Raw genomic sequence first — 19,690 nt, forward strand, 5'->3', positions numbered from 1 at the left:
AATTGATTTAGAAGCATGAAATGAATTTAGACGCCACCGATCTGCGCATTTTGACGGAGCTGCAACACGACAGTTCCCTCACCAACATCGAGCTGGCACGACGGGTGCATCTGTCGCCCTCGCCCTGCCTCACGCGGGTCAAAGCCCTGGAGGCTGCTGGCGTGATTGACCGCTATGTGGCCCTGGTCAACCCCAAACAGCTGGGGCTGAACTTGTCGGTCTTCATCTCCATCAGTTTGAAAGAGCAGTCCAAGTCAGCCTTGGCTGAGTTTGAGCAACGCATTGCCGAACACGATGAGGTGATGGAGTGCTACCTGATGACCGGCGACAGCGACTACCTGATTCGTGTGGCCGTGGCCGACATCACGGCACTCGAGAAGTTCATCCTGGAACAACTCACCCCCATCCCTGGCATCGAAAAAATTCGCTCCAGCTTTGCCCTCAAACAAGTGCGCTACAAAACGGCCTTGCCGCTGCCGCACTGAACAACACAACCATTCAACTTGTGAGATTGACCCATGACCACCAGACGACCCCGCTCCATCGAAGTAGACGGCATCACCCACGGCAACGCACCGATTCCCATGGGGGCCCGTGTGGGCAACACGATTTATTCCTCGGGCATCATGGGCCGCGACCCGGCCAACGACACCTTGCCCGGCGACGCAGCCAGCCAGGCCAAGTTTGTGTTTCAAAACCTGCGCACCTTGTTGCGCAATGGCGGCGCCACCTTGGAAGACGTGGTGCATGTCAAGGCCTACATCCAAAACAACAGCCTGCGCGAACTGCTGAACGCCGAATGGTTGGCCTGCTTTCCCGACCCACACGACCGCCCGGCACGCCACACCATGGTGATGGACTTGCCCATGGGCATGCTGATTCAAATTGAAATCGTGGCCGTGGTGTCCGACTCAAGCCGGTAGTGGCTGCTCCTGGTTGGTGATGAAGCCCTCGGGCATGGTGGGCCCCCACACGTACAGCGAGTCTTCGGCTGCGTGGTCAGCCGCAGGCCAATCCAAGTCGGCGGGCACAAAGTCGATGTCGTGCGAGTACTCGCAAAAACTGCCCCACGGATCGCGCACGTAGTAGAAATAATTCGAGCCCAACACGTGACGGCCAAAGCCCCAGCCACGGTCCCAACCTGCATTGCGCATTTGCTCAGACCCCACGCCCACCTCGTCAATGCTGCCCACCTCCCAACTGCTGTGGTGCAGGCCGGGTGCATGCGACTTGGCCAAGGCGATCAGGTGATGGTCGCTGCCATGAGGGGTGTGGATGAAGGCAATGATGTCCCCCGAGGAGTCTGACAAACGCAGGCCCAACACGTCTTCGGCGAAGCGTGTCATGCGCAACACATCGGGGCTGAAGAACAACACATGCGACAAATGCTTAGGGCGGGTCGACACCACCTGGCTGCGGCTTGGCGCGGCCCCTTTTCCAGCGGGCACGGGCTTCTTGGGCGCGGGGGTGGACTTGACCGATGGTGACGACTTCTTGGCCACCAACAGCTGAACCGCCGTGCCATCCGGGTTGCGCAACCAAATGCCGTCTTGGCTGCCCAGCGGATGCGGCGCACAGCCAATGCCTAAGTCTTTCACGCGCTTTTCAAATGCAGCCACATCTTCAGCAAAGATGCCGTAGCGCACATATTGCAGTTGCTTGCGGTCACCCGCTTCAAACACCGACGCCCAGCAGTGGTCGTGACCAAAGGTGTACAAGTCCAAACGCTGGTCGACTTGGCGTACATCCAAACCAAAGTCGGTGTAGAACTTGATCGCCACGCTCAAGTCTGGCACGGTGTAGACAAAACGATCGACCGAATGAACGGCCAACACGCCGGGACGGCGTGATTCGAGGTGGGGGGTTGAACTCATGCTTTGACTCCTCCAGGTGTGAACGAATTGTTGCGACCACTGATTTTTTCGAATAATCCTACGCTTGCGTGTGGCCAGGCATCGGCGCGCCATGTCACATGTTGGTCAGGACGAATGAGCGTGAAGCGTGTCGGATACAGCTCGGCAATGCCTGCTTCGTTGGGCTGAATCACCGTCAAAGGCACCCCCGCGTTGCGGGCTTGCAAGCGCGCTTGCTCAATCGCCTCAGACGGCGCGTCTTTGGACGCCAACAAGGTAAAGCCTTGACCCAAGTGGTCGTACAGCGAAGAGCCATCGTGCAACCAAGCATGTGGGGCCAACGAACCCGGACGTGAACTGGGCACATAGTTGATGTAGTCATGCCCGGGCATGGGTGAGCCGTCCGGCACGATCACAGGCGAGTTTTCGTAGCGGTAGCCCAGCATCACGCCCAGCGTGGTGAACTCGCGCAACTTGCCAGCCTGAATCACTGCGCCCACCTCGCGGCGCATCGCAGCGCCCTCGGCGTTGTCGCCATCCAAGCCCTCCTTCCAAAGCTGGTTGCCCAACATGGCGTGGTTGGCCACCGCCTCGTCCAGCACCATGTTGTGCACCGGCTTGCGCTCTTGTTCGTAACTGTCGAGCAACGCGGGCCCACCCCAGCCTTGCAGCACGGCAGCGATCTTCCAACCCAAGTCCACCCCATCAGCCACACCCATGTTCATGCCGTAGCCCCCAAACGGCGGGTGCAGGTGACACGCGTCGCCGGCCAAGAACACGCGGCGGTCGCGGTAGGTGTTGGCCAGCAAACGGCTGGCCACCCACTCGTCGGTGGACAGCACCTCGTAGGGCAAGTCAATGCCCGTGGCTTTGCGGATCAAATCGGGCGTGTTCGCCACATCCAGCTTGGTGCCCTCTTTCATGCCGGTGGGCATGAAGAACCATTTGTCGCCTTGGTCCATCGGACCAATCAAACTGGGCGCTTCGGCATTGACTTGCCAGTACATGATGGCCGGCCCATGCTTTTGCTTTTCGGCCAAACCTGGGGCCTTGAACACCACGTTGTAGTTGCGTGACAAACCTCGCGTGCCCTCCATCTTGGCGCCAATGCCTTCGCGCACGGCACTGCGCGAACCATCCGCACCCACCATGAAACTGGCCTCGATGGTGATGTTCTGGCCTTGTCGCAAATCACGCACCACCGCGTGTACGCCGTCTCCGTCTTGTTCAAAAGTCGTCAACTCGGTGTTGAAACGCAAGTCCACATTCGGCAGCGATTGCGCATGCTCACGCATCACCTCTTCCACCGTGTACTGCGGAATCCATTGGCCATGCTCTGAATACAGCGGGTTGCGCCCTGGCGCGCAGTACATGGCGTTTTCAAATCGGGTCAGCTCGTGGCCCGACAAGCTGGTGCAAAACACCACGTTGGAGGGGTAATACATGCCAAACGGCGAGGCAGCGCGCAGCGTGTCGGCAATGCCCCAGCGGCGAAAGTGTTCACGGGTGCGCACATTGGTGGTCTTGGCACGTGGGGCATAGCCCACACGCTCATTGCGCTCAATCAACACACAAGGAATGGATCGGTGTCCCAGCTCAATCGCCAATGCCAAGCCCACCGGCCCAGCACCCACGATCAACACCCCCGTCTTCAACAACGAATCACCCATGCAACAGTCTCCTTTTTCAATGGCTAGGGATGGTACGGATGCGTTGGTGAACCGGGAAGATGACAATATTCGAATGTTGATGCACAAATTCGATCTCTCTCGTTTTCCCTATGTTGCCAACATCACGGCTTTGTTGAGGCCTATGGCATGAAGTTCAGCGCGGTTCGTGACTTTTTGGCCGTGGCCGAACGCGGCAGCCTGCGTGCGGCGGCACGCCAACTCAATGGCTCACAACCCGCCATCAGCCGCAGCATTCAAGAGTTGGAACGTGAACTGGGCGTGGTCTTGTTCGAACGCAGCCCCAGCGGCGTGCAGCTCACCCCCATGGGCTCGGTGTTTTTGCGACGCGCCAGCGCGGTGCGCAACGAGTTGCGCTTGGCCCAAGAAGAACTCGACCAACTGCGCGGCGAAACCCATGGCCGATTGACGGTGGCCCTCTCCAGCGTGCCGCACATTGCCTTGCTGCCCCACGCACTGCAACCTTTTCGTGCGCGCTACCCGCATGTCACCATCGACATACGCGATGCGATGTACCCCACCATCGAAGCCGACCTCAAAGAAAGCCGCGTGGACTGCTACCTGGGCCCCGACCCAGGCGTATTGGCGCCAGAGTTAACACGCGAAAAACTGTTTGACAACACACGCTTGATCTATGGCCGCAAAGGCCACCCGCTGGCACATGCCAAGTCTTTGGCTGACCTGGTTGACGCCGAGTGGATCACCACCTCCGTCACCCACATTGCCGAAGAAGAACTCGGCCCCTTGTTTGCCCAACACGGCTTGCCTGCACCTCGCTTGGTCATGCAGGCTCACTCCACCCTGTCCTTCCTGGTGGCCCTCACTCACTCAGACTTGCTGATGATGCTGCCCGTGCAGTGGACCCAATTCATGCCATTGCGCGACATGGTGCAAGCCATCCCTGTGCGCGAAGTTTTGCCTGCGCCCCCTATTTGCTTGGTGCGACGCAGCGGTTTGCCACTCACCCCCGCCGCTGAATATTTTTGCGACATGATGCGCCGCGCCGTCTTGCATCGACATGTTGCAGACGCGATTTGAGCGTCCCAGACACCAGGCACCCACACTTCATCCACATGACCTAAAATTACAAGCATGAGCAGAGACGAAACCACCAAGATCGCCAGCGACGGACTTCGCTACAAATCCAAAGCCGGAGGGTCTCCATTTGGTGGCTCTGGGCACACAGCAGCCAGCATGAGCTGCTACAAATGCGGTTTACACAAACCGCGTGCGTTGGGCACCTTCAAGCGCTTGCTCAACCAAAGCATGTTCATGTGCGGAGACTGCAAACCCGTCAAGGCCTGACGACTGACCATGACAAGCCTGGCATCGCAGCATCCCAATGAGCCGCGATGCCAGTCGTGTAGTTATGTGATGCCCTCGTATTCCGCCAGCACCGGCTTGCGCTGCGGCCTCAAATATTTTCAAAGCACGGTGCTCATGCGTAAATTCCAACGCATGGAGCACTACCCCGAAGTCAAAGAGTTCAACGCCTGCGAGGCGTGGTCTGCCGTCGACGCCAGCACGGCCTCTTGAAACCCGGTATCGTCCAGAGACATCCACCGTCCCCCTCTAGGAGTTGCCATGTTGCCACGCATGCTCATTGCAGGCCTTTTATCTTGTCTCACCCTGTGCATCAACGCACAAACAGCCAGCCCCTCTGCGCCTGTGCGCGTGCGCGGCACGATTGAACAAGTCAGCCCCACTCAACTGGTGGTGAAAGACCGCAGCGGCGAAGTCGTCACGCTGGTGCGACCTGCCGATATGCCCGTGTCTGAGGTCTTGCCCATCGCGTTGCAAGACATTCAAGTGGGCAGCTTCATCGGCTCGGCCGCCATGCCACAAGCCGATGGGTCTCAGGTGGCCTTGGAAGTGTTGGTGTTTCCTGAAGCCGCACGCGGCACGGGCGAAGGTCACTACGCGTGGGACTTGCAACCGCAAAGCACCATGACCAACGCCACCGTGGCAAGCCTAGCCGTAGCTCCCAGCCAAATGCCTGGCGGTCAGCAACTGCTGCTGAAATACAAAGACGGTGAAAAGCGGTTGCTGGTGCCTGCGGGCACGCCCATCGTCACCATCCGCCCGGCCAAGCAAGAAGAAAATGTGTTGCTGATTCCTGGTGCCAAGGTCATGGTGGTGGCTCAGGTCAAAGACGGTCAGCCCACCGCTGTGCGCGTGACCGTGGGGCGCAACGGTTTTGCGCCGCCCATGTGATTCACAACAACTGATCCTGAAAGACATTCTCATGAAAGCTGCTTGGTACAACCGCAACGGTGAAGCCGTTGAGGTGTTGACGTTGGGCGAACTGCCCACCCCACAACCCGCTGCGGGTGAAGTGCGCGTCAAGCTCGCCACCTCAGGCGTCAATCCGTCTGACGTGAAGTCGCGCAAAACGCGGCCCATCACCGACGCCGAAATCATTCCCCACAGCGATGGCGCGGGCGTGATCGACGCGGTGGGTGCGGGCGTCAGCGCTGCACGCATCGGCGAGCGCGTGTGGATTTGGAATGGCCAGTGGCAGCGCCCCTGGGGCACTGCGTGTGAATACATCGCCCTGCCTGCACAACAAGCCGTGGCGCTGCCCGATCACATCGACTTTGCATCTGCTGCCTGCTTTGGCATCCCGGCCCTCACCGCTGTTCAAGCCATTCATTTGGCGGGCGACCTCAAAGATAAAACCGTGTTGGTCGTTGCCGCTTCGTCGGCAGTGGGCCACTACGCGGCGCAATTGGCGGTGCTGCAAGGCGCACGCGTGATTGGCACCGTAGGCTCCGAAGCCAAAGCCGAGCATGTGCGCCGTATCGGCGTGCATGAGGTGATTCACTACAAAACCGAATCGGTGAGTGAGCGCATCAAACAACTCACCAACGGCCAAGGTGTGGATGTGGTGATTGACATGGACTTCTCCACCTCACACCGCCTCACCGCTGACGGCAGCATCAAGCGCCACGGCACCTTGGTGTGCTACGGCTCCAACGTGGCGGGCGATGTGACGGTGAGCTTCAGACCGCTGCTGTGGAACTCCATGACCTTGAAGTTCTTCTTGGTCTACGACTTGACAGCCGAAGACCGCCAGCATGGCTTGCGCTATTTGACCCAACTGCTGCAAGACAACGCGCTGGTCCACGCGGTGGCGGCGCAGTACCCGCTGCAAGACATCGTCAAAGCCCACCAAGCGGTGGAGAGTGGTCAGGTGATGGGCAACGTGGTGATCACGCTTTGACGTCAGTGCAAAGGCACAAACAGCTCGGCGGCACGTTTGGGGGGCAGTCCGTGCGCTTGCGCCAGGGTGGCCACTGAGGCCATCATGTCAGGCGACACGCCCTGGGGGTGGCGGTACACCTCCATCCACGTCTCCAAGCCCTCGGGTGAGGCTTCAGGCCGCTGCATCAACTCCACGGTCATGCCCGGCCAGGCTTGCACCACCGCCTGCTGAAACGCACGCACACGCCCCACCCACTGCGCATGCTCGGGCAGCGGCAGCTTGTAGTACACAAACAAAGTGACGCCGGTGTGCGTGTGTGCGGTGCTCATGGGTCCGGCCTTATTGGCGCTCCAACTTCATGGTGGTCACCAAGTTGTTCCACTTGTCGATCTCGGTCGACAAAATGTCACGCAACTCTTCGGGGGTGCCACCGCGTGCGTCAATGCCCACGTCTTGAAACTTGCTGCGTACATCGGGCAAGGCCAGTGCCGCGTTGATTTCTTTGTTCAAGCGCTCAATGATGGGGCGCGGTGTTTTGGCCGGTGCGGCCACGCCGTTCCAGGCCGTCACGTTGTAGCCCTTCACACCGCTCTCGGCCAGGGTGGGCACCTCGGGCAAGCCACGGAAACGCGAGCCTGAGGACACCGCCATGGCCTTGATCTCGCCACCGCGAATCAAGGGCATGGCAGGCGAGATGATTTCAAACGCCACCGCAATGTCTTTGCTCTTGAGTGCCAGCATCAACGAGGGCGTGGTGCGGTAAGGCACGATGGTGGCGTTCAAGCCGGTCAGGCTTTTGAACAGCACGGCCGACATGTGTTGGCCACTGCCCAAACTCACAGTGCCAATGTTGTACTTCTCGGGGTTGGCGCGCGCCTTGGTGATGAAGTCTTGCACGCTCTGAATGTCAGAGCTTTTGTCCACCAACATCACCACGTCAAAAAAGCCCATGGCCGAGATCGGCTGAAAGTCGCGCTTGATGTCGTAGGGCATTTTGTTGAACATGGCCGCACTCACCGCGTTGCCGTAGTTCATGTGCAGCAAGGTGTAGCCATCGGCATCAGCCTTGGCCACGGTTTCACCGGCCACAATGCCGCCCGCGCTGGGCTTGTTGTCCACCACCACCTGCTGGCCCAAAGCGTCAGAGAGTTTTTGCGCCACCATGCGTGCCGTGATGTCGGCCACACCACCGGGTGCATAGCCCACCACCAGACGAATGGGTTTGTTGGGGTAGTTGTTGCTTTGCGCATGCAGCACAGACGCCGCACCCAGCAGCCCCACACACACCAACCACCGCGCGCACCAGGCGGCAGACTTAGCCATCGTCGTTGTCATTTTTTGTCTCCTGTTTTACCCATGCCCGCCCAGCGCGACACAAGGTCTGTCTCAATGTCAAAAAGGTCCAGGCACCGTCCCACCGTGTGGTTGACCATGTCGTCCAAGGTTTGTGGCCGCGCATACAAAGCGGGCACCGGTGGCATGAGGATGGCGCCGTTCTCGCAGGCTTGCGTCATGGCTTTGAGGTGGCCGGCGTGCAGCGGTGTCTCACGCACCATCAGCACCAGGCGGCGGCGCTCTTTGAGCACCACGTCAGCCGCACGCGACAACAAGCTGGTGGTCATGCCATAGGCAATTTCAGACAGCGAGCGAATCGAACACGGGGCCACCACCATGCCCATGGTCTTGAACGACCCGGACGAAATGGTGGCGCCAATGTTCTTGGCGTTGTGCACCTCAAAGGCCATGGCCTCCACCTCTTTGTGGGTGTAGTCGGTCTCGGCCGTCAGCGTCAAACGCGCCGAGTCGCTCATCACCAAATGGGTCTCGATGTCACTGTGTTGCAAGGCTTGCAAGATGCGCACGCCATACACAATGCCCGAGGCACCACTGATGCCCACGATCAGACGCCGGGGTGTTGTGTTGTGCACGCTTGTCATGACAGCGCTCACTGCTCGTCCGGTCGAAACTTGGTTTCGGCCTTCACGTCATTGCGCTGCTGCGTCAAGCTGATGGCACCGTTCTCCAGGTAGCGTCCGGTGGCGGCGCGCTGGGCAGCGGCCTCCCACTGGGGCAGCCAGTCGCCCAGGGTGTAGCCAAACCACGGCGCTTGCGGGCGCAGCTTGGGCAAGCCCAGCTCTTCCCAAATGGCTTTGGAGCGTTCCATGTAGGGCTGCGTGGGCAAGGCCAAGGGCGGCATGACCGACTTCATGGTGGCGTCCATCAACAAGGTGGAGTCTTCTTCGCCGTCCAACTCGCGCTTGGGTCCGTGGCCCTGGCCGCGGTGCTCCAGCGTTTGCACATCGACCACGGGGTTCATGCGGTAGGCCATGGCCCACAGCAGCGCGTCGGCGTTGTCGGGGTCGATGTCCTCGTTCACCGCTATGCAAATCTTGCCGCAGTCGCCTTTGAAGAAAGCCGCGCCATACAGGGCACGCCAGACTTCGGTCTTGGGGGTGTCTTTGTCAAAGGTGATCACCGTCACACGCAGCAAGCCTGTGAGCGGCTCGTGCAAGGACACACGCTTGACCCCGCGAATGCCCAAGGCATTGCGCAAGTGCGCCAAGAACAAGGGCTCGTAGGCCACGCGCTTGATCACGCTCGACTCGCTGGGTGCCACCTGGCTGATGTACGACGGAATCACCGGCTTGGCACGGTGCGTGATGGCCGTGATGGTCATGGGCAGGTTGAACTCTTCCAACGCCACGTGGCCATGCGACTCACCAAACGGTGCCTCGGGCTCCAAAAATTCCAAATCGATTTGGCCTTCAATCACGATCTCGGCTTGCGCCGGAACACGCAGGTTCACCGTGCGGGCCTGGGTCACCTCAATGGGCGCACCCGCCAAGCCACCGGCCACATCGAACTCGTCCATGCCGATGGGCAGTTTTTGTGGGCCCATGAACGCCACATATGGCGGGCAGCCCAGCACGATGGCGCAGGGCATGGTTTTGTGTCCGGCCTTCTTCCAAGCTTGGTAATGCAGGTAACCGCCAGCACCGCCCACGCGGGTGGCCATGCGCACCACCAAACGGTCGGGCGCTTTCAGGGCACAACGGTAGGTGCCCATGTTTTGCACGCCGGTCTCGGGGTCCACCGTGATCACGTTGGTGGCGGTCAGTGTCGGTGCGCTGTCAAAGCCAGGCGTCGAAATGGGAATGGGCAACATGTCCAGGCCCTTGCCCTCGCCTTGCAAGTCGGCCCCTTCATGCACCACGTCGTGGCAAGGCGCGTTCTCCACCATGCGCGGTTTGATGGGGTGGTTGATGGCATGGTCCCAGCGTGCCTGGATTTGCTCCACCGACGAGCCCATGCCCACGCTGTAAATCTCGCGGTTGGCGGCCAGTGCGCCCACCACCACCGGGATGTCGTACTTGCGGCCTTGGGCGTTGACGATGTTGGTGAAGAGAAACGCTTTGCGTTCGGCTTCGTCCATGCCGCCCACAAACTGCCAGCGCACCAAGGGGTGCAACTCAGAGTCTTTGTCGATGGGACGGTCAATCACTTGCAGCAAGCCGCGACGCTTGAGCTCCTCCAAGTGGTCGTGCAAATCGGGGTAACCGGTGGTGTGTTGGCTCATGGGAGAGGTTCAATCTGTAGTCTGAGAAATCAGGCTGCGATGATGCCTGCATCGCTGTCACCCTGCATCCGGCAATACCCGAGAAAAACTCACACCCCTCACCACTTCATGGTGTCGGCCAACTGCGCGATGGAGCGCTCGGTGTCTTGTCCTTCTTTGAGCAGCCAGTCACTGAAACTCTCAATGACGGGGTTTTGTGCCGCGCCCAGCGGCGAGTTGGCAAAGTAGCGGCGCTGACGCGCCACCCGCAAACCAAAGGGCGCGCACAAGCGCCCGGCAATCACGTCATCGGCCACCAAAAACAAAGGCACCAGCACCACGCCCAAGCCTTCGGCGGCGGCTTGCAAGGCAAAGTACATCTGCTCAAAGTGCAAAGACTTGCTAGGTGCTGCGTCTGGCGACACCTCAGCCAAGGCCAGCCATTCGGCCCAGGTCAGGGGCTCGGTGTCGTAATTGATCAAGGTGTGTTCGGCCAAATCTTCTGGGTCTTGGAGTCGCCCACCTTCCAACAAGTCGGGGTGACAAATGGGCACGATGGTTTCGGTCATGAATGGCACCGACACCATGCCGGGCAAGGGCTCGTGGGCGCCGCGAATGGCCACGTCATAGCCACGCTCTTCAAAGTTCACCGGCGCGGTCGAGGTGGTGAGCTTGACCTCCACCCCACCCCGGCGTTTTTGAAATGCCGAGATGCGCGGGATCAACCAGCGCATGGTGAACGTGGGTGGCGCGTTGATGCGCAAGGCCGTGGGCTCGGCCTGCTCCACCAACTGCATGGCCGTCACGGCAATGCGGTCCAGGGCTGGGGTCACCGCCGTCAAGAACGTGCGCCCCGCATCGGTCAGGCTGAGCTGCGACTGGCTGCGGTTGAACAGCGGTGTGCTCAACCAGGCCTCCAGCACCGCCACTTGTTTGCTGACGGCACCGTGTGTGACAAAGAGTTCTTTGGCCGCCTTGGTGAAGCTCACATGACGCGCCGCTGCCTCAAATGCACGGACCGCATTCAAAGGAGGAAGTTTTCTCATAAGTGAAGGCAATGTTAGTTAGGGGGGCGGCTCTGCCGTATGAGATTTTCTCAGGCAACGTGAATATTACTGAATTGCTTGCATGGGCATTTTCAATAGACACTCTGGCCCGACCCAAGAAGGAGCCGCGCGTGAGAAATAGTCAGCACACCCCCACAGCCATTCGGAACATCACCCCATGAAAGCCGCCGCCTTCGATTACATCCGTGCCGACAACGTCGAGCACGCCCTGAGCCTGCTGCAACAGCACGGCGGCGACGCCAAGCTGATTGCCGGTGGCCAAACCCTGGTGCCCATGATGGCCATGCGCCTGGCGCGCCCCGAGTTGTTGGTGGACATCCACCGCCTCGACGCCCTGCGCACCATCACCCTCACCCACGACACCCTCACCCTGGGTGCCGGTGTGCGCCAGTGCGAGGTGGAGCGCCATGCCGACATCGGCCAGCGACTGCCCCTGATTCACCAAGCCCTGCATTGGGTCGGCCACCAGCAAACCCGCAACCGTGGCACCGTGGGCGGCAGCTTGGCCTACGCCGACCCCTCCGCCGAATTGCCCCTGACCGCTTTGATTTTGGGTGCCACGCTGCACCTTGAAAACGCCGAAGACGGCGTACGCGCAGTGGCCGCGCAAGACTTCTTCTTGGGCCCCATGTTCACCGCCATCGGCGACACCGACTTGCTGCGTCGCGTCGACTGGCCCATCTGGCAAGGCACACGCATTGGCTCGGCTTTTCAAGAAACCGCCATTCGCCACGGCGACTTCGCCATGGCCTCGGCCGCTTGCCAGGTGCAACTCGATGCACAAGGCTTGGTCGCCCGCGCCAGCTTTGGCTTGGGTGGCGTCAGTGGCACACCGCTGGTGTTTGCAGAACTCGCGCAACAACTGGTGGGCCAACGCCTGAGCCCCGAGCTGGCCAAAGACGTGGCCCACGCCGCCGCCCAAACCTGTGACCCCGGCAGCGACATGCACGCCAGCGCCGACTACCGCCGCCATTTGGCCGCCGCCTTGTTGGCCCGTGTCTTGTTGCAAGCCGCCACCCCGAAAGAATGACCATGCCCTCCAAAAAGACTGTCCAAATTCGCGTCAACGGCGTCTTGCAACAGCGCGACGTTGAACCCCGCACCACCCTGGTCGACTTTCTGCGCGACGAGCTGGCCCTGACCGGCACCCACGTGGGCTGCGAACACGGCGTGTGCGGTGCCTGCTCGGTGCTGCTCAACGACGAACCCGTGCGCTCGTGCTGCATGTTTGCCGTGCAAGCCGATGGCATGAACATCACCACCGTCGAAGGCTTAGCACCCGAGCGTGGCTGTCTGTCCAAGATTCAAGATTCGTTTTGCGAAAAACACGCCCTGCAATGCGGCTACTGCACGCCCGGCATGTTGATTGCCTGCCACGCCTTGGTGGCCCACAACCCGCACCCCAGCGAGGCGCAAGTGCGCGAAGCCATCAGCGGCAACCTGTGCCGCTGCACCGGCTACCAACAGATCGTGGATGCGGTGATGCACGCCACCTCCCCCCAGGAGCACAGCCATGAGTGACGCCACCCCTTTCCGCTACATCGGCAAACACCGCCGCGCGGTCGAACACAAACGCTTTGTCGTGGGCCAAGGCCACTACGCCGCCGACATTCACCGCCAAGGCATGCTGCACGTGGCCTTGGTGGCCAGCCCCTACGCCAGCGCCAAAATTTTGAGCATCGATGCCTCACAAGCCCTGGCTATGCCCGGCGTGCATGCCGTGGTCACCGGTGCTGAGTTGCGCGCCGCCACCGACCCGGTGTTGCCGGGCGTAGATGCACCGCAGGTCACACGCTACCCCATGGCCTCGGACGTGGCGCGCTACGCCGGTGAATGGGTGGCCGCTGTGGTGGCCGACACCCGCGCCCTGGCCGAAGACGCCGCCGAGCTGGTGATGGTGGAGTACGAACAAACAGCTCACATCGTCGACCCCGAAGCGGCGCTGCACAGCGACGCACCGCTGGTGCACCCCGCCCACGGCTCGAACCTGATTTTTGACCGCAAGTTTGTGTGGGGCCCGGTCGAAGAAGACTTTGCCAAGTGCGACCACCAGCTGAGCTACCGCGTGCGCTGGGCGCGCAACTCCACCGTGCCCATCGAAACCTTTGCCGTGGCCTGCGAGTGGAACGACGCCACCGAGGTGCTCGACGTGTGGGCCTCGATCCAGATGCCCAAGTTCCCCGACCAACTGGCCAAAGCCCTGCGCTTGCCCGGCAACGGCGTGCGCGTGCACTTTGACGTCGACGTGGGCGGCAGCTACGGCGTCAAGCGCGGCTTGAAGCACTCCATCATGGTGGGCTACCTCGCCAAAAAACTCGGTCGCCCGGTGCGCTTTGTGGAAGACCGCATCGAGAACATGCGCGGCGGCGACATGCAAGGCCCGGATCGCATTTTTGATGTGACGCTGGGCTTTCAAAACGACGGCACCTTGCGCACCATGCGCATGCGCGCCTTGGACGACATTGGCGCCTACTCGGGCCGCTCGCCCTTGCAGTTGGGCAAGCCAGTGGGCGCCATCGTGGGGCCGTACCGCATTCAAAGCGTCGAGTACCACGCCATGGCGGTGATGACCAACAAAACGCCCCAAGAAGCGGTGCGTGGCTTTGGCCAAGCGCCCACCAACTACGCGCTGGAAACCGGCATCGACAAAGTGGCACGCTTTCTCAAGATGGACCGCATCGAGCTGCGCCGCCGCAACCTGATTGGCAAAGACGAGTTCCCCTACCTCATCCCCAGCGGCACGCACTACGACTCGGGTGACTACGCCACCGTGATGGACAAAGCCCTCAACGCCGCGCCCATGACCCACATCGTGCAAGAGCGCGACCGCCTGCGCGCCCAAGGCATGTTGGCTGGCATTGGCATCTCCACCTGCCTGGAGCCCTCGGGCGGCAACTCGTCGTTCGAGCCGCTGTTCAACCCCAAAAACCAAACCACCACCTGGATGGACTCGTGCCTGGTGCGCGTGGACTTAGGCGGCACCGTCACGGCGTTGATGGCCACCTCCACCTCGGGCCAAGCGCACGAGACCTTGGTGTCCACCGTGGTGGCCGAAATCTTGCACCGTGCGCCCGACAGCATCCGCGTCATCCACGCCGACTCGCTCAACGCCCTGCCCTCCAACAGCCCGGTGGGCAGCCGCATGGCCATCATGCTGGGTGGCGCTGCAGCCGGTGCGGCCAAAAAAATTCGCCAACAGCTGTTGCAAATTGCGGCGCACAACCTGAAGCAACCCCTCGATCAGTTGGTGTACGAAGGCGGCGATGTGCACCTGCGCAGCGACCCCAGCGTGCGCATGAGCTGGGACGCCATGGTGGACGTGGCCCACCGCAAATACCACCTGCTGCCCGAGCACATGGAGCCCGGCCTGCAAGAAAAGTTTGTGATGGAAGTGCCCACCGGGGGCGCCTTGCCCACCGAAGACGGCCGCATCCAGATGTACCCCTGCCACTCGTTCGAGTCGCACGTGATCTTGGCCAGCATCGACCCCGAGACCTGCAAAGTCAGCATCCAGCGTTATGTGTGTGGCCACGACTGCGGCGTGATGATCAGCCCCGACGTCGTTCACGGCATGACCTACGGCGGCATTGCCCACGGCCTGGGTGCGTCGCTGATGGAGAAGTTTGCGTTCTCCGACGAAGGCCAGTTGCTGGCCGGCACCTTCATGGACTACCTGTTGCCCAGCTCCGCCGAAGTGCCCGCCATTACCATCGTCGACCACTGCACCCCCTCGCCCTTGACCGAGTTCGGCCAAAAGGGTTCGGGCGAAGCTGGCTACCTCGGCAGCCCTGCCGCGATTGCCAGCGCAGTCAACGATGCCTTGGCGCCCCTGGGTGCCTCGATCGACCATTTGCCCATGACCCCGCAGGCCATCTGGGCTGCCCTACAACAGAGACAAGGAAGTGTTTGACATGAGCCACGCCACCCTGCAACACCACATCCCCGGCCCCGTGGGCAACCTCTCGGTGCTGGAACAAGGCAACCCCAACGGCCCCGCCATTGTGATGAGCCACTCCATCTTGTCGTCCAGCATGATGTGGGCCCAACAAGCCGAGCTGCTGGCCGCCTGCGGCTGGCGCGTGCTGCGTGCCGACACCCGAGGCCACGGCGGCTCTGAAGCCGGCCCCGCCCCCTATGTGATGGACGACTTGGTGGCCGACACCATCGCCATCTTGGACGCGCTGCACATCGAGCGCGCGCACTATGTGGGCCTGTCGCTGGGCGCCATGAGCGGCTTTGGCTTGGGCATTCGCCACCCCGAGCGCGTGCTGAGCTTGCTGCTATGCGACGGCCGTGCCGACATGCCCGAAGCAGCGGGGGCCATGTGGAACGAACGCATCGACGCCGCCCGTGCCCAAGGCTGTGCCGTGCTGGCCGTGCCCACCACCGAGCGTTGGTTTGGCAAAGCGTTTTTGGACGCCCACCCCGACACCGCCAAGCGTTTTCAAGACACCGTGGGTGCCACCCAGGTGGAGGGCTTTGTGGGCTGCGCCCAAGCCATTCAAACCCTCAACTACCTGCCCCAAGCGGCCCGCATTCAAGCCCCCACGACCTTGCTGACCGGCGCCAACGACGGCGTGTTTCCGCAAGTCATGGGCGCGTTGTGCCAGGTCATTCCCAATGCCAAGTTGGAGATCATTGCCGACGCCGGCCACCTGCCCAACATTGACCAACCCACTGCCTTCAACGCTGCGTTGATGCGCCACTTTTTCAACACCCCCGCCTGGAGCAAACCATGAGCCACCCCCACCTGCTGATTCAACAAGACGGTCGTCTTCTTCGCATCCAACTCAACCGCGCCGAAGACAACGGCACTTCTGACAGCATGGCCGCCGCCTTGTCTGAGGCGGTGCTCAACGCCCATGAAACCTCTGACGCGGTGATCCTCACCAGCGTGGGCCCCGACTTTTGCACCGGCCGCATCCGCGACGCAGGCACCACCCCGCCCGCCGCCGAAGCCTACACACGCCGCGACGAATACGACTCGATCTTCAACAGCTACAAAGCGCTGCGCAGCTGCAAGGTGCCTGTGATTGGTGTGATCGAAGGCCGCTGCATGGGCTTTGGCACCGCCATTGCGTCGCTGTGCGACGTGTCGTTTGCCAGTGACACCGCCACCTTCAACATTCCAGAAATCGCGCACAACGTGATGCCCACCATGGTCATGTCTGCGGTGTACGACCGCATGAACCGCAACGCCATTTTGTGGATGGCCTACTCGGCCGACTTCATCAGCGCCCAGCAAGCCATGACCTACGGCATCGTCAGCAACGTGGTGGCCGCCGACAAACTCCAAGCCGAAGTGGACCGCTTCTGCGAAATTTTGCTCAGCCGCCCTCGCCCTGCCATCTTGGGCCTCAAAGAGTACTTGCGCGTGGCTCCTCGCATGGACGAGCAAGGCGCCATCGACTACGCACGCAGCCTGCACTCGATGGTCAACACATCGGCCGCCATGAAACGCAAAGCGCACTGAAGCCCTATGGAAATCATTGGCAAACAAGTCATCCCCGTGCCACGCGACGTGGTGTGGGCTGCACTCAACAACCCCGAGGTGCTCAAAGCCTGCTTGCCTGGCTGCGAGTCGGTGGAGCTGACCGCGCCCAACGAATTCAAGGTGGCCATCAAGACTGTCATTGGCCCGCTGCGCGCGCGCTTTCAAGGCAGCTTGCGCATGAGCGAGGTGGATGCCCCCAGCTCGTGCCTGATGCACTTTGAAGGCCAAGGCGGTGCCGTGGGCTTTGGCAAAGGCAGCGCCAACGTGGCCCTGCGCGACACGCCCGAAGGCACCGAACTGGCCTACGAAGCCCGCGCCCAAGTGGGTGGCAAGCTGGCCCAGGTGGGCTCACGCCTGATCGACAGCGTGGCCAAAAAAATGACGGACGACTTTTTCAAAGCCTTACGTTTGCAACTGGTACCCGCTGAGGCTGCGCCCGACAGCGCCAAAGACAAAGCGGCTGCGCCTGTGGCTGCCAGCGCCCCGGCTGCTGCCAGCACCGGTGCATCGCATGGCACATCGGCCAGCAGCGCACCCGCTGGCGCACCGAGCCCTGCCACCGCACATGCCCACCCACACGACACCACCCTGGTGCCCGGTTGGTGGTTGGCACCTGCTGCGTTGCTGGGGGCGTTCATCGCCATTGCCGCTGGCCGCTGGATGCATTGAGCTGAACAAAAAAATTTAGGAGACACACACATGACCCCCTCTCACCTCTCTCGCCGTCAACTCGTGTTGGCCAGCGCAGGCGCTGCCGCATTGGGTGCCACGCCCTTGGGCCACGCCCAAATCATGGACAGCGGCAAGGTGGTGAAAGTGGTGGTGGGCTTCCCGGCAGGGCAAGCCACCGACATGGTCACGCGTGTGTTGGCCGAGCGCATGCGCGCCATCACCGGTGACAACTACGTGGTGGACAACCGCCCCGGCCAAGGCGGCAGCCTGGCGCTGGGCCAGTTGGCCAAGTCGCCCACCAACGGCTCGGTGATGATGATTGCCCACATGTCTGCCGTGGCCACCAACCCGCACATCTACAAGAGCGTGCCCTACGACAGCGGCAAAGACTTTGAAGCCGTGGGCCTGATTGGCGACCTGCCCTTTGTGCTGGTGTGCAACCCCGGCTTGCCGGTCAACAACCTCAAAGAACTCATTGCCTACGCCAAGGCCAACCCCGACAAGCTCAACAACGCCTCGTCGGGCAACGGCACGGTGTCGCACCTGGCCATGGAAGAACTCAAGCGCAAAGCGGGCTTGAAGATCACCCACATTCCCTACAAAGGCAGCGTGGCCGGCTTGACCGATGTGATTTCGGGCAACGTGTCGATGGCGCTTGAGACTGCCTCTGCCGTGCGCGCCCATGTGGAGTCGGGCCGCTTGCGTGCCCTTGCAGCCGGCAGCTCCAAGCGCTTGAGCGGTTCCCTGGCTTCGGTGCCCACCATGATTGAGCAAGGCTTTGCCGACTTCACCGCCGTCACTTGGCTGATGATGCTCTACCCTGCGGGCACCTCGAAAGACCTGGTCAAGACCACCTACAACGCGCTGCACAGCGTGATGGCGCAACCCGACATGGAACAAAAACTGGTGTCGCTGGGCCTGCAACCGCGCACCAGCACCAGCCCCGAAGAAGCCGCTGCCTATTTGCGCAGCGAACTCAAAAACTGGGGCGAGATTGTCAAGCGGAGCGGCTTAGAGAGAGAGTAAGCCTGCCGCGCCCAAGCCCCAAAGCACTTGGGGCTTGGCTCAGTGCTTTAAGCGGCTCGCACAGCCACCGTCATCTCGCCAATGCCAGCGAACGAGGTGGTGATCACATCGCCCGGCACCACCGGCGCCACGCCTTCGGGCGTGCCGGTGTAGAGCAAGTCACCGGGCTCTAGGCTGTAGTACGACGAGGCAAACTCAATCAGCTCTGGAATGCCAATCAGCAGATCGCGCGTGTTGGCTTGTTGGCGCAACTCGCCATTCACGTGCAATGAAAAATCCATCTGGTCGGCGTGACCAATTTCATCGGCTGTCACCAACCAGGGGCCGAGCACGCTGTAGCTGTCAATCGACTTGCGCAAGCTGCGCTCTTGCGGCCCGCGCACCGTCATGTCAAGCCCGGTGCAGTAAGCCGCAATGTGGCCCCAGGCATCGGCTGCTTTGATGTTGCGCCCGCCCTTGCCAATGATGACCACCAACTCGGCCTCGTGGTCGTTGCGGCGGTCCAGGTGCTGCAAGGCCACGCCCGCACTGGCACCGCACAGCGAACTGTTGGCCTTGAGGAACAGACCAATTTTTTGAATTTCCAAAATCTGGTTGTTGTGGTGAATCTCGGCTTGCTCGCGGGCTTCGTCCAAATGCTTTTTGTAGTTGACCGGGGCCGCCACAATCTTGCCCGGGTTGGCCACCGGCGACAGCCAGCGACGCCCAGCCAATGGCAGCTTGGGTGCGGTGGGCGCGATGCGCGTGATCTCGGCCATCACCGCAGGCAAATGCGTGATCAGCAAATCGTTGCGTGGCAAGGGGTAGTGGCAGGTGGGCAGCACCGACAAAGCGGCCGTCACATCGCGCACACCATCGGCCTCTACCAGGCCGAGTTGGTCGTTGTCGAATCTACAAATTTTCACAGGCAATTCCTTTTGGGGTTGCTGTGTATTTTGCTATGTTGGGAGGGGGTGATTGGTGAGGGAATGTCGCGGGGGGAACGTGTGGTTTGTGAATTGAGAGCGGCTAGTGAGTTGTATTGCTTAGCGATTGCTCAGAGTACCTTGATGACACGTTGTTATTTTTGAAATTAGCGGCAGACATTGACCTTTAGCAGTTGTGCCTGGGTCCGCGTGATGCTGATAGC

The 19,690-nt window shown here is 61.1% G+C and carries 21 protein-coding genes; 13 read left to right on the forward strand and 8 right to left on the reverse strand.

Annotated elements, in window-relative coordinates; all coding sequences use genetic code 11:
* Positions 1–20: 20 nt before the first annotated feature.
* Both B9Z39_RS09735 and B9Z39_RS09740 read left to right on the forward strand, forming a co-directional pair.
* Positions 21–485, forward strand: a complete 465-nt coding sequence (locus B9Z39_RS09735) for an Lrp/AsnC family transcriptional regulator (protein ID WP_100144434.1) — start codon at positions 21–23, stop codon at positions 483–485.
* Positions 486–518: 33 nt separating this feature from the next.
* Positions 519–923: a RidA family protein gene (locus tag B9Z39_RS09740; RefSeq protein ID WP_108301577.1), complete on the forward strand. Its 405-nt coding sequence runs from the start codon at positions 519–521 to the stop codon at positions 921–923.
* On the opposite strand, the gene B9Z39_RS09745 is transcribed toward B9Z39_RS09740, so the two are convergent.
* Both B9Z39_RS09745 and B9Z39_RS09750 read right to left on the reverse strand, forming a co-directional pair.
* Entirely contained in the window at positions 912–1,874 is a 963-nt protein-coding gene (locus tag B9Z39_RS09745) for a VOC family protein (protein ID WP_108301578.1), read from the reverse strand. The two genes, B9Z39_RS09740 and B9Z39_RS09745, sit on opposite strands and share 12 nt — an antisense overlap.
* A complete protein-coding gene (locus B9Z39_RS09750; RefSeq protein ID WP_108301579.1) occupies positions 1,871–3,523 on the reverse strand; it encodes an FAD-dependent monooxygenase in 1,653 nt (550 codons plus the stop codon). Before B9Z39_RS09750 ends, B9Z39_RS09745 begins: the two co-directional genes overlap by 4 nt.
* Before the next feature lie 147 nt (positions 3,524–3,670).
* On the opposite strand from B9Z39_RS09750, the gene B9Z39_RS09755 reads away from it, so the two are divergent.
* The 4 genes from B9Z39_RS09755 to B9Z39_RS09770 all read left to right on the forward strand — a co-directional run bounded on the left by B9Z39_RS09755 (position 3,671) and on the right by B9Z39_RS09770 (position 6,764).
* A complete protein-coding gene (locus tag B9Z39_RS09755) occupies positions 3,671–4,579 on the forward strand; it encodes a LysR family transcriptional regulator (protein ID WP_108301580.1) in 909 nt (302 codons plus the stop codon).
* A gap of 54 nt (positions 4,580–4,633) precedes the next feature.
* The gene (locus B9Z39_RS09760) at positions 4,634–4,846 is read left to right on the forward strand and encodes a hypothetical protein (protein WP_100144423.1); all 213 of its coding nucleotides are present in this window, start codon (positions 4,634–4,636) and stop codon (positions 4,844–4,846) included.
* Between the two features lie 279 nt (positions 4,847–5,125).
* Positions 5,126–5,755: a hypothetical protein gene (locus B9Z39_RS09765; protein ID WP_100144421.1), complete on the forward strand. Its 630-nt coding sequence runs from the start codon at positions 5,126–5,128 to the stop codon at positions 5,753–5,755.
* Positions 5,756–5,786: 31 nt separating this feature from the next.
* Positions 5,787–6,764: an NADPH:quinone reductase gene (locus B9Z39_RS09770; RefSeq protein ID WP_108301581.1), complete on the forward strand. Its 978-nt coding sequence runs from the start codon at positions 5,787–5,789 to the stop codon at positions 6,762–6,764.
* A gap of 2 nt (positions 6,765–6,766) precedes the next feature.
* Here the strand turns inward: B9Z39_RS09770 and B9Z39_RS09775 are convergent, their stop codons facing one another.
* The 5 genes from B9Z39_RS09775 to gcvA form a co-directional block, all read right to left on the reverse strand.
* Complete coding sequence (locus tag B9Z39_RS09775; protein ID WP_108301582.1) at positions 6,767–7,075, reverse strand: DUF4936 family protein; 309 nt, start codon at positions 7,073–7,075, stop codon at positions 6,767–6,769.
* 10 nt (positions 7,076–7,085) lie between these two features.
* Positions 7,086–8,081 carry a tripartite tricarboxylate transporter substrate binding protein gene (locus tag B9Z39_RS09780; protein ID WP_100144415.1) on the reverse strand — a complete coding sequence of 332 codons (996 nt, stop codon included), beginning with the start codon at positions 8,079–8,081 and terminating at the stop codon, positions 7,086–7,088.
* Entirely contained in the window at positions 8,078–8,683 is a 606-nt protein-coding gene (locus B9Z39_RS09785) for a UbiX family flavin prenyltransferase (RefSeq protein ID WP_108301583.1), read from the reverse strand. Before B9Z39_RS09785 ends, B9Z39_RS09780 begins: the two co-directional genes overlap by 4 nt.
* An 8-nt stretch (positions 8,684–8,691) precedes the next feature.
* On the reverse strand, positions 8,692–10,323 hold the full coding sequence (locus B9Z39_RS09790) for a UbiD family decarboxylase (protein WP_108301584.1): 1,632 nt from the start codon (positions 10,321–10,323) through the stop codon (positions 8,692–8,694).
* A gap of 98 nt (positions 10,324–10,421) precedes the next feature.
* A complete protein-coding gene (gene gcvA / locus B9Z39_RS09795; RefSeq protein ID WP_108301585.1) occupies positions 10,422–11,348 on the reverse strand; it encodes a transcriptional regulator GcvA in 927 nt (308 codons plus the stop codon).
* A 178-nt stretch (positions 11,349–11,526) separates the two neighbouring features.
* Between gcvA and B9Z39_RS09800 the strand changes: the two genes are divergently transcribed.
* From B9Z39_RS09800 to B9Z39_RS09830, 7 genes are read left to right on the forward strand one after another with little or no spacing between them, the layout of a single operon-like run.
* The gene (locus tag B9Z39_RS09800; RefSeq protein WP_108301586.1) at positions 11,527–12,399 is read left to right on the forward strand and encodes a xanthine dehydrogenase family protein subunit M; all 873 of its coding nucleotides are present in this window, start codon (positions 11,527–11,529) and stop codon (positions 12,397–12,399) included.
* 2 nt (positions 12,400–12,401) lie between these two features.
* On the forward strand, positions 12,402–12,890 hold the full coding sequence (locus tag B9Z39_RS09805) for a (2Fe-2S)-binding protein (protein WP_108301675.1): 489 nt from the start codon (positions 12,402–12,404) through the stop codon (positions 12,888–12,890).
* Positions 12,883–15,279: a xanthine dehydrogenase family protein molybdopterin-binding subunit gene (locus B9Z39_RS09810; protein ID WP_108301587.1), complete on the forward strand. Its 2,397-nt coding sequence runs from the start codon at positions 12,883–12,885 to the stop codon at positions 15,277–15,279. The genes B9Z39_RS09805 and B9Z39_RS09810 overlap by 8 nt, the downstream gene beginning before the upstream one ends.
* Position 15,280: 1 nt before the next feature.
* Complete coding sequence (locus B9Z39_RS09815) at positions 15,281–16,108, forward strand: alpha/beta fold hydrolase (protein ID WP_108301588.1); 828 nt, start codon at positions 15,281–15,283, stop codon at positions 16,106–16,108.
* Positions 16,105–16,842: an enoyl-CoA hydratase/isomerase family protein gene (locus B9Z39_RS09820; RefSeq protein WP_100144403.1), complete on the forward strand. Its 738-nt coding sequence runs from the start codon at positions 16,105–16,107 to the stop codon at positions 16,840–16,842. The genes B9Z39_RS09815 and B9Z39_RS09820 overlap by 4 nt, the downstream gene beginning before the upstream one ends.
* Before the next feature lie 6 nt (positions 16,843–16,848).
* Positions 16,849–17,532, forward strand: a complete 684-nt coding sequence (locus B9Z39_RS09825) for a CoxG family protein (protein WP_108301589.1) — start codon at positions 16,849–16,851, stop codon at positions 17,530–17,532.
* Between the two features lie 30 nt (positions 17,533–17,562).
* Entirely contained in the window at positions 17,563–18,561 is a 999-nt protein-coding gene (locus tag B9Z39_RS09830) for a tripartite tricarboxylate transporter substrate binding protein (RefSeq protein ID WP_108301590.1), read from the forward strand.
* A gap of 47 nt (positions 18,562–18,608) precedes the next feature.
* Here the strand turns inward: B9Z39_RS09830 and B9Z39_RS09835 are convergent, their stop codons facing one another.
* A complete protein-coding gene (locus B9Z39_RS09835; RefSeq protein WP_108301591.1) occupies positions 18,609–19,466 on the reverse strand; it encodes a fumarylacetoacetate hydrolase family protein in 858 nt (285 codons plus the stop codon).
* Positions 19,467–19,690: the final 224 nt, after the last annotated feature.

The sequence above is a fragment of the Limnohabitans sp. JirII-29 genome (assembly GCF_003063395.1).
Taxonomy (GTDB): domain Bacteria; phylum Pseudomonadota; class Gammaproteobacteria; order Burkholderiales; family Burkholderiaceae_C; genus Limnohabitans.

Coding starts and splice junctions, on each gene's coding strand:
- B9Z39_RS09750 (WP_108301579.1), bottom strand. CDS start 3,523: ATGGGTGATTCGTTGTTGAAGACGGGGGTGTTGATCGTGGGTGCTGGG.
- B9Z39_RS09760 (WP_100144423.1), top strand. CDS start 4,634: ATGAGCAGAGACGAAACCACCAAGATCGCCAGCGACGGACTTCGCTAC.
- B9Z39_RS09805 (WP_108301675.1), top strand. CDS start 12,402: ATGCCCTCCAAAAAGACTGTCCAAATTCGCGTCAACGGCGTCTTGCAA.
- B9Z39_RS09765 (WP_100144421.1), top strand. CDS start 5,126: ATGTTGCCACGCATGCTCATTGCAGGCCTTTTATCTTGTCTCACCCTG.
- B9Z39_RS09770 (WP_108301581.1), top strand. CDS start 5,787: ATGAAAGCTGCTTGGTACAACCGCAACGGTGAAGCCGTTGAGGTGTTG.
- B9Z39_RS09820 (WP_100144403.1), top strand. CDS start 16,105: ATGAGCCACCCCCACCTGCTGATTCAACAAGACGGTCGTCTTCTTCGC.
- B9Z39_RS09790 (WP_108301584.1), bottom strand. CDS start 10,323: ATGAGCCAACACACCACCGGTTACCCCGATTTGCACGACCACTTGGAG.
- B9Z39_RS09780 (WP_100144415.1), bottom strand. CDS start 8,081: ATGACAACGACGATGGCTAAGTCTGCCGCCTGGTGCGCGCGGTGGTTG.
- B9Z39_RS09800 (WP_108301586.1), top strand. CDS start 11,527: ATGAAAGCCGCCGCCTTCGATTACATCCGTGCCGACAACGTCGAGCAC.
- B9Z39_RS09810 (WP_108301587.1), top strand. CDS start 12,883: ATGAGTGACGCCACCCCTTTCCGCTACATCGGCAAACACCGCCGCGCG.
- B9Z39_RS09740 (WP_108301577.1), top strand. CDS start 519: ATGACCACCAGACGACCCCGCTCCATCGAAGTAGACGGCATCACCCAC.
- gcvA (WP_108301585.1), bottom strand. CDS start 11,348: ATGAGAAAACTTCCTCCTTTGAATGCGGTCCGTGCATTTGAGGCAGCG.
- B9Z39_RS09775 (WP_108301582.1), bottom strand. CDS start 7,075: ATGAGCACCGCACACACGCACACCGGCGTCACTTTGTTTGTGTACTAC.
- B9Z39_RS09825 (WP_108301589.1), top strand. CDS start 16,849: ATGGAAATCATTGGCAAACAAGTCATCCCCGTGCCACGCGACGTGGTG.
- B9Z39_RS09785 (WP_108301583.1), bottom strand. CDS start 8,683: ATGACAAGCGTGCACAACACAACACCCCGGCGTCTGATCGTGGGCATC.
- B9Z39_RS09735 (WP_100144434.1), top strand. CDS start 21: ATGAATTTAGACGCCACCGATCTGCGCATTTTGACGGAGCTGCAACAC.
- B9Z39_RS09755 (WP_108301580.1), top strand. CDS start 3,671: ATGAAGTTCAGCGCGGTTCGTGACTTTTTGGCCGTGGCCGAACGCGGC.
- B9Z39_RS09815 (WP_108301588.1), top strand. CDS start 15,281: ATGAGCCACGCCACCCTGCAACACCACATCCCCGGCCCCGTGGGCAAC.
- B9Z39_RS09830 (WP_108301590.1), top strand. CDS start 17,563: ATGACCCCCTCTCACCTCTCTCGCCGTCAACTCGTGTTGGCCAGCGCA.
- B9Z39_RS09745 (WP_108301578.1), bottom strand. CDS start 1,874: ATGAGTTCAACCCCCCACCTCGAATCACGCCGTCCCGGCGTGTTGGCC.